Annotated in this window: 12 protein-coding genes; 5 read left to right on the top strand and 7 right to left on the bottom strand. The window is 43.5% G+C overall.

What is annotated here, in order from left to right; genetic code table 11:
- Positions 1-79: 79 nt before the first annotated feature.
- The 7 genes from R7M92_RS23275 to R7M92_RS23305 all read right to left on the bottom strand — a co-directional run bounded on the left by R7M92_RS23275 (position 80) and on the right by R7M92_RS23305 (position 8036).
- On the bottom strand, positions 80-1420 hold the full coding sequence (locus tag R7M92_RS23275; protein ID WP_005383906.1) for an HlyD family type I secretion periplasmic adaptor subunit: 1341 nt from the start codon (positions 1418-1420) through the stop codon (positions 80-82).
- Positions 1395-3113: a type I secretion system permease/ATPase gene (locus R7M92_RS23280; RefSeq protein WP_025768544.1), complete on the bottom strand. Its 1719-nt coding sequence runs from the start codon at positions 3111-3113 to the stop codon at positions 1395-1397. The genes R7M92_RS23275 and R7M92_RS23280 overlap by 26 nt, the downstream gene beginning before the upstream one ends.
- A gap of 152 nt (positions 3114-3265) precedes the next feature.
- Complete coding sequence (locus R7M92_RS23285) at positions 3266-3856, bottom strand: calcium-binding protein (protein WP_005375168.1); 591 nt, start codon at positions 3854-3856, stop codon at positions 3266-3268.
- 206 nt (positions 3857-4062) lie between these two features.
- Positions 4063-4719 (bottom strand): LuxR C-terminal-related transcriptional regulator, encoded by a 657-nt coding sequence (locus tag R7M92_RS23290; protein WP_005383910.1) that lies wholly within the window; start codon positions 4717-4719, stop codon positions 4063-4065.
- Between the two features lie 228 nt (positions 4720-4947).
- Positions 4948-5616: a LuxR C-terminal-related transcriptional regulator gene (locus R7M92_RS23295; RefSeq protein WP_021707603.1), complete on the bottom strand. Its 669-nt coding sequence runs from the start codon at positions 5614-5616 to the stop codon at positions 4948-4950.
- 246 nt (positions 5617-5862) lie between these two features.
- Positions 5863-6063, bottom strand: coding sequence for a restriction endonuclease subunit S (locus tag R7M92_RS23300; protein ID WP_005375165.1), 201 nt, complete (start codon positions 6061-6063; stop codon positions 5863-5865).
- A 56-nt stretch (positions 6064-6119) separates the two neighbouring features.
- A complete protein-coding gene (locus tag R7M92_RS23305) occupies positions 6120-8036 on the bottom strand; it encodes a methyl-accepting chemotaxis protein (protein ID WP_053303850.1) in 1917 nt (638 codons plus the stop codon).
- A 310-nt stretch (positions 8037-8346) separates the two neighbouring features.
- On the opposite strand from R7M92_RS23305, the gene R7M92_RS23310 reads away from it, so the two are divergent.
- The 5 genes from R7M92_RS23310 to R7M92_RS23330 all read left to right on the top strand — a co-directional run.
- Positions 8347-9303 (top strand): AAA family ATPase, encoded by a 957-nt coding sequence (locus R7M92_RS23310; RefSeq protein ID WP_025768547.1) that lies wholly within the window; start codon positions 8347-8349, stop codon positions 9301-9303.
- Between the two features lie 13 nt (positions 9304-9316).
- Positions 9317-10243 carry a DUF58 domain-containing protein gene (locus R7M92_RS23315; protein ID WP_033906737.1) on the top strand — a complete coding sequence of 309 codons (927 nt, stop codon included), beginning with the start codon at positions 9317-9319 and terminating at the stop codon, positions 10241-10243.
- Positions 10244-10280: 37 nt separating this feature from the next.
- The gene (locus R7M92_RS23320) at positions 10281-10757 is read left to right on the top strand and encodes a DUF4381 domain-containing protein (protein ID WP_017821862.1); all 477 of its coding nucleotides are present in this window, start codon (positions 10281-10283) and stop codon (positions 10755-10757) included.
- The gene (locus R7M92_RS23325; RefSeq protein WP_050550100.1) at positions 10750-11754 is read left to right on the top strand and encodes a vWA domain-containing protein; all 1005 of its coding nucleotides are present in this window, start codon (positions 10750-10752) and stop codon (positions 11752-11754) included. The genes R7M92_RS23320 and R7M92_RS23325 overlap by 8 nt, the downstream gene beginning before the upstream one ends.
- Positions 11747-13156 (top strand): VWA domain-containing protein (locus tag R7M92_RS23330; protein WP_318081619.1); only part of this gene is annotated, 1410 nt, incomplete at its 3' end. The genes R7M92_RS23325 and R7M92_RS23330, both read left to right, overlap by 8 nt.

Consider the following 13156-nt stretch of genomic DNA (forward strand, 5'->3'; position numbering starts at 1 on the left):
ATAAAAATACGGCCCAGTAACAGCTAACGATAACAAATTATTTTGTCTGTTGTCCGTGCTCACTCAAGTCTTTTTGAAATTACTCCTCTCTAAAGGCGCGATTCATGCTTTCTGTAATTGGCTTTATTAGGTAGCTCAATGGCGTTCGTGGCTCAGATAAAATCAGCACTTCGGCATTCATGCCTGAGGTTAAACGATGTTTTGTCACGTCTTCCGGTGAAATTGCAATTCTAGCGAGATAAAAATCTTCTTGGTTTTCTTGCGAGAGCTTATCGGCAGAAATCGTCAGCACAGTACCGTCTAAAGGTGCCAACGTCCGTGCATTCAGAGCGGTCAGACGAACATGCGCTTGCTGGCCTGGATTCACTAAATCAATATCCTGAGGATTAACACGAGCCTCGACTAACAACTTATCGTCTTGCGGGACCAGTTCTAGTAACGTTTCACCCGAGCCAATCACACCTTTTTCGGTAAACACTTGCATGTTGACTACGCGACCAGAAATAGGTGCGTTGATCGTTGTTCTTGCGACAATATCTTGAGCGGAGCGATATTCTTCCCGAATTGCGACAATTTCCGTTTTGGTATTTCGTAGTTCCTCGACAATCTCATTCAGCCTTTCAAGCTTCAACTCTTCAATTTGCGCTAGGTTCTCATCTAACCTTTTTCTAACGGTGAGCGACTGCCTATCTAACTGGCTTAAGGTACTTCTCACCTCCGCTGCTAAGCGCTTGAGTTGAAGTAAAGTAGATTTTCCCGAGAAACCTTTTTGCACCAAGGCTTGGTTGCTGTCTATTTCTTCAGCAATAAAGTTGAGCCGTTCCGTCTCAATCACTTTGGTTTGCTGAAGGTTTTCAAGCTCTAAATTTGCTCCAGAAATACTCTGCTCAATGATACTCAGTTTACTATCAAAGAATCGCTTTCTCGCTTCAAAGATCTTGTTTTGAACCAGTTGTGCTTCTTGTACGATATCGACACGGGGAATGCTTTCAAGATCATCAGACCATACAATCGTTGGAAGCTCATCAAGCTCCGCACTTAAACGGTTTTCCTTTGCTAGAGTATGGATAAAACGACCACTTAACGAGTCCAACTTAGCCATAGCTTGACGCTTAGAAAGTTGAATTAATAACTGACCTTTTTCGACTAAATCCCCTTCCTGTACATATAGCTTTTCAATAATACCGCCTTCTAAATGCTGAATTTCTTGTCGCTTAGTGAGAACTGACAAATCACCATAAGCAATCGCTGCACTTTCTAATTTGGCTGTTGCAGCCCAGTAGCCAAGACCTCCAAGAAAAACACTTAAGGTCACCACACCGAGTAAAATTGGTTTTCGAAAGCTTAGTCTCGCTTTGGGGCTAAAACGATATACGATCTCAGTAGAACTCTGATTAACGGTTGGCAGTTGATTGCTCATTTCTTACCCTTGGGATATCTGTTCTTTCTTCGCCCATCAAACGTTTTAATACTTCATCTTTAGCGCCGTATAACTTGACTCGGCCGTCAGCCAAATACAACAGCCTATCCATTTGTCGCAACGTACTCGGATTGTGGGCAATGACGATAATCGTTGTACTCTGTGCTTTTAAATGGGCAATCAAACGTTGATAAGCAGCCTCTCCCTCACCATCGAGGTTGGCATTCGCTTCATCGAAAATCACAATAGATGGGTCGCCATAAACGGCTCTTGCAAGAGCGATTCTCTGCCTTTCCCCCCCAGATAAACCACGGCCATTTTCACCAATAATGCAATCATAGCCTTTGTTTTTCTTGAGTATTAATTCATGACATCCTGCTAGTTGCGCCGCCTTGATGACTTTAGCGGGGTCTTCTTCTTTAAAGCGTGCGATGTTCTCTCGAATTGTGCCAGGAAATAACTCCACCTCTTGAGCGAGATACCCAAAATGTACGCCGCGATCTTCAGATGCCCATACGGAGACTTCCATACCATCAAGAGTCACTTTACCCGCTAACGGCTTAACCGTACCTAATAGCAGCCGAGCAAACGTCGATTTACCCGTACCAGAAGGGCCAATCACCCCAACAGCAACACCCGGAGGAATCGATAAGCTGAGCGATGAGAGCACTGGTTCAGTTGCTCCAGGATGGCGATAGGCCAGTCCGGAAAGCTCATAGTGTCCTTTTGGTTTAGGCAGTGGCATATCTGATTCATCTTGGCGCACGATCGCATCGATTTCTTTCAACCTTTTATAGGCGCCTTTAGCAGACATCGCGCTTCGCCACGTGCCTATCGCCTGCTCCATCGGCGATAATGCCCGACTCATTAATATGGAGCTCGCGATCATCGCCCCTGCCGTTATCTCATGTTGGATAACTAACCATGCACCACCTCCCAGTAAAAATATCTGTAATGAGCCACGCACAAACTTAGAAAAGTTAGCCATGTAGATAGACTTACCTGCAACTCGCTCTTCAAGCACATTCACTTCGCTCACGCGCGACTGCCACTTCTCTAAAAATGCATTCATCATCCCCATTGCGAGAATTGAATTGGAGTTTTGCGTGGCTAATTCTGCGTTGTTGATATGAGAAATCGCTCTGACTTCGCTCTCTTGCATTGTTTTACGCGTCATTAGCTCATTAAGTAGACCTAGGCTAAACAATACGATAGATCCAAGTAACGCGATGTGACCTAGTATCGGGTGCAATAAATACACAAATAAAATAAATAGCGGTGTCCAGGGCGCATCCAACAGTGGATAAGGTGCTTGACTGCTCAAAAAGCTTTTGATGTTCTGAATGTCTCTCAGAGTTTGCGAGGTATAACTCTTCCCAGTATGTGATTGATATTGAATCGTGCGCTTGAGCATGAAAGCGGAGAGTTTTGTGTCCATCCAATAACCAAAAGATTTACTCATTTGTGCTCGTGCAATGTCGATGATGGACATGGTTAACAGCGCAACAATTACGATGACAGTGAGCAAGAATAAAGTATCGGTTGAGTAGGAAGATATCACTCGGTTGTACACTTGAAGCATGTACAACGGAATCGAGAGAACCAATAAGTTGATAAAAAGGCTAAAAACGATCAGCAAGCCCGCAAGCGTGCATAGTTTTTGTTTCACTTCTTTGAAAACCGTTTTTTGCACGACTACTTCCGTTTAACGTGAAAATTGTAGGCGCCAGAAATACTAGCGCCTAGCTTAAGGTAACCTCAAATCGCTCTAGAGTGTCCGATTAGTGCACCTCAGCATGGCAGAGCCACGCAAACTAATTCCCATCCAGAGTTATTTTCAGTCGTTTAGATTACGAACAGATCTGCACCATAGGTGTTGATGTCAGTTTCAGTCACGCCAATAAGTTTCACTGTTAGATCAGCCCCATCGGTAAACACTGCATTCCCAACTGCATCGTAGCTAAAGCTTAAATCACCAAAGTCAGTGACAGAGTCGCTAATGATGTGCAAAGAGTCTTCACCAATGGTGAAATCAACAACTTTGGCTTCGCCATGGCCACCAAACTTATCCGTGAACACAAACTTATCGCCATTGCTGCCGCCAACTAAAACATTGTCACCAGAACCAGCAACAAGAATATCTTCACCGACACCACCATTTAATTTATTGTCGCCCAGCAAACCCAACAGCAAGTCATTACCGGTACCACCGCCGAGGTAGTCGTTTCCTGTACCAGCCCTAAGGATGTCATCTCCAGCACCACCAGTTAGGCGATCATCGCCGTCGCCGCCGATCACATAATCATTACCGCCACCGCCAACAAACGAGTCATTACCACCAAAACCGATAAACAAATCATCGCCGCCATCGAAATCAGCAAATTGGTTATTTACACCTGCATCGCCTAAATACGTGTCATTGTCACTTGCGCTCATTTTTATTCCCTCTTAGCTTATTAATTGAATAGACCTTCTGTTCCACGTCTGACTAGATTCGTCACGACATGAGAAGTCTAATAGTCAACTGAATAGGAATAAGTTTGAATATGGGATGATATTTCAGACTGACATTTTAATAATAAATATAAAATTTAGTACTTTATAGAGTATTTTCTTTTTATTACAGCAAGTTAATACTAGTACTACAGGTTTCTCTTAGCCCAACTTGTAGCTTGCGTACGGTTCTTTACTTCTAACTTTCTAAAAATATTGTATAGATGTGATTTAATAGTATGCTCGCTGATAAATAAAGAATCAGCGATTTCCATATTTGAACCACCTTCTTTCAACATTTTTAAAACCTGAACTTCACGCCGAGTAAGCTCAACCTCAATAGCAGGTTCGATAATGTTATTTGCTTCTCTACCTCGATAATAATTTACTAGCTGATCAAGTAATCTTCGAGACAGCCAGTTATCCCCTTTTATTATTGCTTTTAATCCCTGACAAACCTTGTCCATTGAATCTCCTGGACCAAATATACCTTTTACATGAGGCCAAGAAGCGAGTTCTTCTGTGTCTAAGTCATAACCTAGATTAAGCATTATGGTTCCTAGCACTTTATTACTATCTTTTAAATAAACTAAAGTTTCGGAAGGAATCTCAACTGAAAAATCAACAAGCAAAAAGTAGCGTTCCGGAATGAGTTCATGATAGCTAGGGTTTTTAGTATCAATGATCGTTATTTTAGTTTCTGTATTTTTAGAAAGCATTTCCTTAAAGTTTTCACTCTGTAAACTTTGTTGAGTGAGCATTAGGATTTCAGGCTTTTCCATATACTGTTCCATAATGTTTCTCATACTTTCAGTGACTTAACATTCTTAAATTAGTAGTTAATCGTCAGCACTTAGTTTGATATGTAAGTGCTAGTTCACAGAGTAAAGTTATTTGCTACTTTTTTAAATTCTAAAGTTATTAAAAAGAGAATCAAAAAAAGTGTTTCTCATAAAAGAAACACTTTTAACACATTCAGGTCACAGAAATTATTAAGAGTTTACTAAATTAGGCAACCTAATATTGCAATAGCATTACACCGTTAACGAGTTGTCTGAAATATTTTCCTTTGCCCAAATAAGTGCTTGAACTCTATTTTTCACATCAATCTTCTTGAAAATATTATGTAAATGCGTTTTTACCGTATTCTCGCTGACAAATAATTGTTCGGCGATTTGTTGATTGGACGCCCCCATGGAAAGAAAGGTAATTATTTGTTGCTCTCGTTTGGTCAGAATAGCGGAAACATTCTTATTTATAGGTTTGCAATGTCGACGAAGGTAAGTAATGTACTGCTGAGAAAACTTACGGCTGAACCACATATCTCCTTGAAGCACCTTACCAATACCAACTTGCAACGTTTTTATATCATCAGAGGTATAGAAAATACCGGCCAAAGTACGCCAAGCAAAGAGATCTTCTGTCGATATGGATTGCTCACAATTAATTAAGATTTCAAGCGTGTCTTTCTGCTTGGCCGCTTTAAACTCCGCATAACGGCGAAAAATTTCATCCGTGATCACGCTGCAATCAACAATAATGGCTGATGCAAGAGATTCATGTAACACTCCGTGAATCAGATTATCTGGCGTGATTAGAGCAACACTAATACCGAGTTTGGTCTCCAATACATCTTTCAACAGAGATGACTGTAGACTTCCCTCCGTGATTAAAATAACGTTTCTTTTTTTTTGCTGCTCCATCCTGATCGCATTCCCTTGGTCGTTTTTATTGAAATACGCAATAGATTTAGATAGAGCGGTAGTATTGTCAAGTATGAAAATCACTAGTACTAATTAATAACTCATTGAAGTGTCAATAATTTTTAAGTGGCAAGTATATGAGAGGTATTAGCATTTTTCAGACATTAAAAAAGGGAGTATAAACTCCCTTTTTGTGTTTGAGCAGGTGATTTAATCACGCACGTTAGAGGCAAAACACCACCTAACTTAGTGGATTGGAACTGCGTTTTTTTGGTTAAACTTACCAAAGTGTTGTTCTAACACTTCTGGCGTCAGCTTACCTTCCGCTTCCAGCTTTTTCAGCTCAGCGACGATCGCTTTTTGCTCTTCTAGCGACGGCAGTTTTACTTCTGGCTCCTGAGCGGTTTCTTGAGAAATTTGCTCTAGTTCTTTTTCGAAGTCATTCATAGTACTTACCTAAAATTAATGATTGAACTTTTAAACTTCGCCTATTCTATCCAACTCTATAACTTGAAGCTACCAACCATCTTGTCTAAACGAGAAGAGAGCGCTTGAAGATCGCGACTTGCATCCGCCAACTCTTCTGCTGTCGCGGTTGTCATTTCATTTATCGCGTTGATTTCTTCGATATTTTGATTAATGGTATGCACCACCGTGGATTGCTCTTCCGTCGCCGTTGCAACTTGTGTATTACGATCAGAGATGTCGGTGATTCGTTCAGAAATACTGATTAATACCTCGACTGCTTCATCGGTAGAAGTAACCCCTTCTATGGTGACCGCTTTGCCCGCTTCCATAGCATTTACCGCGTCTTGTGCGTCACTTTGAAGCTGATTGATCATGCGCTGAATCTCTTCTGTAGAATCGGCCGTGCGTGAAGCTAGGTTTCTTACCTCATCAGCAACAACCGCAAAACCACGTCCCTGCTCACCAGCACGAGCAGCCTCAATTGCAGCGTTTAGCGCAAGTAAATTCGTTTGCTCAGATATGTCACGAATTACACCCAGAATCGAGCCAATATCTTTGGTTGTCGATGCCAACTGCGTCACAACAATATTGGTTGTTTCAACATCATCGGCTAGGCGGCTGATCACCTCTTTTGCTTTCATCACAACTTCTCGACCAGTTTGAGTGTTATCTGAAGCCTGATTTGCCGTATCAGCAGCGGTAGCAGCGTTCGATGCAATTTCACTGATGGTCGCACCCATTTGGTTGATAGCTGCAACTACTTGAATGGTTTGATCACGCTGCTCTTGGCTGTTGTCGTGTGTGGAAGTTGCTTTCGTTGACACACTTTCTGCCGCTTGACTTAATGAGCCACTGGTTAAAGCAACCTCTTTCATCGTGGCATGAATCTTCTCAATAAATCCATTAAAGCCTTTTGAAAGCTGAGCAATTTCATCATTACCCTTAATTTCAATACGCTGCGCCAAATCGCCTTCACCTTGCCCAAGGTCGGTAAAACGATCGGCAATCAGTCGGATTGGTTTCGTAATGCTGTTTGCCAACCATACGCCCATGAGGATGAATACAACGGCAACAATGATGGTCGTAAACAGCATTTTTTTAGCTGTCGCATTCAGGTCTGCGAATACTTCATCAACGGGAACCACGCCAATAACAAACCAGTTCATTGAAGGAACATACAAACTAGAAACAAAAGTATCCTGCCCTTCAAACTCCACATTAATTAGGTTGAAGCTATTTTTGTTCAACAGCGCACTTGCGTCACTACCAAATAGTTTAGTGATAGAAGTTTGGTTCTTACCTTGTTGGCGGTGTATTTGAATCTGGCCTTGTTCATTAGTGAGGAACACGTAACCCGTATCTTCAATTTTAAACCCATTGAGCAAAGCAACCATGTCTCCCATAGATTTAGAGAGACCTGACATTGATGTACCATTAAGATCTTGGAAATTGGCAAACATTTTCACTTCGCCATTTGCCTCTTGGAACACACTCACGGACGTTTCTTGACCAGACGACGTAAATCCAAAGAACCAAGCATCTTGCGTTCGGTTAAGTTGACGTAAGAATCCGTTTTGGTTCCAGTAATATGCCGTTTGACGATTCGCTACCGACGCATCATTAAGACCATACTGTGATTTAACATTATTGAGCTGCTGAACCAACTGAACTTCTACTGACGGATCACGGTCTGTATTAGATAGGGCTTCAACAATAAATTCGTTTGTAGCCAGCTGTTTTGCCGCTTGTTGCATTTCGACAACTTCGCGGTCAATTTCGGTATTGATTTGCTGCAACATCGCAGGTAGCTCGATGTCAATAAGACGATGGCTCAATACATCTCTCGCATGACGCTGAGCCATAACACCAACAATGATTGTTGATGCTAGAACAGCAAACGTAATGCCAAGTACAACCTTCTGTTTGATGCTCAAGGAATGAAGTTTCAACATATTCGGACCTTTTAAAAGAATCACTTGTTATTGGCCCCACAAGGGGAATCAGGTGCATATCTCATGACACGCACACCACGGAATCTTTATCGGCTCATATGTACAAAACTAGAGGCATTTCTCATTATATTATGAAAAATAAATGTAACACACTGTCAAATAAGCACTTTCAGAGATAGCACGTACTTGCAATTCTCTGTAGCGTCCCAATATTGAAAAGATAAATTGCAATAGAGCATTGGAACTTTTTTCACATGGAAAATGACCAATACTCAACACGAAAATCACATGGATACCGAGAGTCCAAAGCATGCATAAATCTAACTTCGAAACTCTTCAGCAATACTTAGAGTCGCAGATCATCGGACAGCAAGATCTGGTAAAGCAACTGCTTGTTGCGCTTCTTGCGGATGGGCATATTTTAGTTGAAGGCCCTCCTGGGTTAGCAAAAACCCGTGCAGTAAAATCACTCTCAGACTGTGTTGAAGGTGACTTCCACCGAATTCAGTTCACCCCTGACTTGCTGCCAGCCGATTTAACCGGCACCGATATCTTCCGTCCCGAAACCGGAGAATTCACTTTCCAGTCAGGTCCTATCTTCAACTCGCTTATTCTTGCGGATGAGATAAACCGTGCACCGGCCAAAGTACAAGCGGCAATGCTTGAAGCAATGGCAGAGAAACAAGTCACAGCAGGTCGTCATACCTATCCGTTGCCAGAGTTGTTTTTGGTTATGGCAACTCAAAACCCGATAGAGCAAGAAGGGACCTACCCCCTTCCTGAAGCGCAGCTAGACCGCTTTTTATTGCATTTAGAAGTGGAATACCCAGATGCGGAGCATGAGCTATCTATCTTGCGTATTAACCGCGGAGAAGCAAAAGGCGAAGCAAAGGTTGAACGCCCAATGTTAAGCCAACAAGATATATTCACCGCACGTAAAGAAGTGTTGGATATTCATATGGCGGAAACGATAGAGCAGTACATCGTCCGTTTAGTTATGGCGACACGTCAAGCCAACGAATATGACACTGAGTTGGACAAGTGGTTGTCAATGGGTGTGAGTCCGCGTGCCACCATCGCTCTTGATCGCTGTGCACGTGCGCACGCTTGGCTTGCTGGTCGTGATTTTGTCTCTCCGGAAGATGTTCAAACCATGGCTTATCCGGTACTGCGCCACCGTTTATTGTTGAGTTACCACGCTCAAGCGGAAGGCATTACGGCAAACCAGGTCATCGATAAACTGCTAAACCTTGTTGGCAGTGCATAAACAGGTGAGTGATATGTCCGCTACACATTCATTACCACCTCATGCGAATGGGGTGACATTAACCCTTGAAGAGCTGCTCCAATATCGCACTCAATCTGTACGTTGGTTACCACCAGCACAGAGTCTCTGGTCGCAGATGAGTGGTAACCATACCAGTCGCCAAAAAGGGCGAGGTATGGATTTTATGGAGGTGCGCCAATATCAACCTGGCGACGATATTCGCAGCATTGATTGGCGAGTCACCGCTAGGACCGGTAAAGCACATACGAAGTTGTTTGCAGAAGATAAAGAGCAAGCGGTCATTCTTTATCTTGATCTAAGTTCTAGTCTACATTTTGGATCTAAGTATGTACTCAAATCCGTTCAATTGGCCCACTTTGCCAGTGTTCTAATTTGGCTAACTCTAGCTAAAAAAGATCGCATCGGCGCAGTGATTGATGACGGACATCAATGTCTTGAATTTCGCCCCTCTTCTTTACAAAGACAAGGGCTGCGGATTCTTAACGCCATAGTCGACATACATAATGCGCAAGTAACTCGTACTGCAAGCAACGACACTCGTACACTGCCGTATGCACAAGTATTGGAGACACTTCATACGCTCACCCCAAAAGGCAGCGAATTGATTATGCTCAGTGATTTTGCCCACGTAACACCAACGGAACTGGCACAACTACGTCGACTCAAACAACACAATAGCGTAAGGGCTGTTCAGTTTTATGATCCGTTAGAAAGAGGCGAAACAGACTTTAGAGGTCAAGTGAAAGCTTCGGATGGGCTGCATAGTCAATGGTTTAACTTTGGCTCTAAAGGACAACGAAGAGAACTCGAAAACCACTTTACCCAACATCAAGAAACCATTAAGCAGCAATGCCATTCAATAGCAATTCCATTTAACACGCTATCAAGTGGCCGGCCCTTAATTTCACAATTAAGCTAACAAACTGACAAGCAGTATTTATTAAGCAGTAATAATAATGACAACAAACAACCAAAGCCTAGACCTTGAACCTTTGATTTTGCCAAACGCACCGGATTGGTTTCCGCTCGCTTGGGGATGGTGGGTGGTGCTTGCAGCAACCTTGCTGTTCGTTTTCGGCATTTGTCTTTATGTGAGATGGCGTAAAAAACACTTACGCGCAAAAAAGACAGCATTAACACTTTTAACTCAACCTACCGCGCCTCATACCCCTTCCTCTGCTCTGGAAATATTGCGCCAGGCAGCATTGAGTTACTTTCCGCGTGAAGAGATCGCACCATTAACTGGAATCGCTTGGTATGAATTTCTCGATAGCCATACCAAAGAAAGTCGATTCGTAGACAAACAACATCAGTGGCAAGAAGCGTTGTATCAGAATTCTTCCCAAGGGCAGCATCAAAGCTTGGTAGACGATTGTGTCTTTTGGATAACCTACGCTTTGCCACCAAAGAAAAAGGCAAATAACCGTGACTGAGCAAACACTCATAACCGATCTTGCCCAATGGCTAAACATTGAATTTGTCTGGTGGTGGGCACTGTTTTTGTTGCCCATCCCCTGGCTGGTATACAAGTTTCTGCCACAAGAATCTCAACAAGCCGAGATCAAATTGGCGTACTTACCAACTAATGAGAATCGCAGCAAGCCTAAGCAAGCGCTGCAAAAAGCACTTTCAATCGCGATCTGGGGCCTTCTTGTCGTCGCTTGTGCGCGTCCAGTTTGGTTTGGCGATCCCGTTGAATTCCAACCCAAGTATCGGGACTTGATGTTAGTCGTCGATCTGTCCGGTTCGATGCAGCAGGAAGACATGGAACTCAACGGCGAATATATCGATCGCCTCACAGCAGTCAAAAAAGTTCTGTCTGATTTCGTAGCAAAGAGAAAAGGTGACCGTCTCGGAGTTGTTTTGTTTGGCGACCATGCTTATTTGCAAACACCACTCACTGCAGACCGCAAAAGCGTCATGCAACAGATTAATCAAACCGTCATCGGCTTGGTTGGTCAACGAACCGCCATTGGTGATGGTATTGGGTTAGGCACAAAAACCTTTGTAGACAGTGATGCTCCCCAACGAGTCATGATTTTGCTCAGTGACGGCAGCAATACTGCAGGGGTGCTCGAGCCGCTAGAAGCAGCGGAAATTGCGAAAAAATACAACGCCACTATTTACACCGTGGGCGTGGGCGCTGGTGAAATGATGGTGAAAGAGTTTTTCATGACTCGCAAAGTCAACACCGCAGCCGACTTAGATGAACAAACACTGACTAAAGTGGCAGAGGTGACAGGTGGACAATATTTTCGAGCGCGAGATACGGAAGAGCTCGAAAAGATTTATGACACCATCAACCAGCTAGAACCCGTATCTAGCGACACACAAACTTGGCGCCCACAGTCTGAATGGTTTCCATATCCATTAAGCGCTGCATTTGTATTATCGGTATTGTTATTCCTATTAAGGAGAAAACATGGCTGAGTTTATTTTCCTCAATCCTTATTGGCTTTTGGGGCTCATCGTGATCCCTATAGCACTCTTGCTTAATCACAAATTTAGAGCCCAAAAGTCCACACTGATTGCCCCTCACCTAGCGCGGATGCTCGGACAAAACACGCAGTCTAAGCATTACTTCACTCTATGGGGTTTAGCTTGGGCAATAACTTGCATTTCATTAGCGGGGCCAAGCTGGCAGTCCAATGCTCGACCAAGCTTTGAGTTAAACCAAAACCGTATCTTGGTGCTTGATATGTCTCGCTCTATGTTTGCTACAGACATCAAACCCAATCGGCTAGCACAAACACGTTATAAGGCGCTCGATTTGCTGCCTAAATGGAAAGAGGGAGCCACTGGACTTATTGCTTACGCTGGCGATGCCTATAACTTAAGTCCACTGACAACTGATTCCAGCACGCTTGCTGGCATTATCGAAAATTTGTCACCAGAGCTGATGCCTTTTCAAGGAGCAAACCTGCCTGCCGCGATTGAACTTGCGATCAACCAGTTTTCTCAAGCCGGCACGCAACAAGGCGATATCATCGTGTTAGCGGATGATCTTGATACGTCAGAGCTGTCTCGCGCGTTAGATTTAGTCCAAGGTACAAAGTTTCGCATTTCTGTTCTTGCCGTCGGGACTCCTAACGGTGCGCCTATCGCGCTGCCCGATGGCTCTCTGCTAAAAACGGCACAAGGCACTACCGTCGTAGCGAAAACAAATCTGAAAAATCTGCAAACGCTAGCGAATAAGACTGGTGGCCTATTTGTTCCTATTCAGCACACCAACCGTGATGTTGAAAACATCGCGGCCTTTACCAATAACATTGGTAGCCAGCTTTCTGCGACCCAAAGCGAAGAAGTTAAAACTGATTCTCGTCTCAACAGTGGCTTTTGGTTACTGCCGTTGTTACTTCTTCCTGCGGCTTTACTGTTTCGACGCGGCCTGATTTGGATGGTAGTTGCGACTGTAGTCCCAGTAACGTGGACACCGCATGCAGAAGCTAATCCGTTCTTAAATGCCGACCAACAAGGAGCGGAACTATACAAGCAAGGTGAGTATGAACAGGCGCAAAACCTATTTACAAACCCAAGCTGGAAAGGAGCCGCCAGTTATCAAAAAGGTGACTACGAAGCCGCTATCGAAGCATTTTCTCATGATGCCTCCCTTAACGGCCGCTATAACCTCGCCAACTCGCTCGCTCAAAATGGTCAATTAGAAGATGCGGCTGATTTGTATAAAAAACTGCTAGAGGAAAAGCCTAACTTTGAAGCCGCGAAGAAAAACCTATCGGTTGTAGAAGAAAAGCTAAAACAGCAACAGCAACAGCAACAGCAACAGCAACAGCAACAGCAACAGCAACAGCAACAGCAACAGCAACAGCAACAG

Origin of the sequence: Vibrio sp. Vb2880 (assembly GCF_033337975.1) — a bacterium.
In the GTDB taxonomy this organism is placed as follows: Bacteria; Pseudomonadota; Gammaproteobacteria; order Enterobacterales; family Vibrionaceae; genus Vibrio; species Vibrio alginolyticus.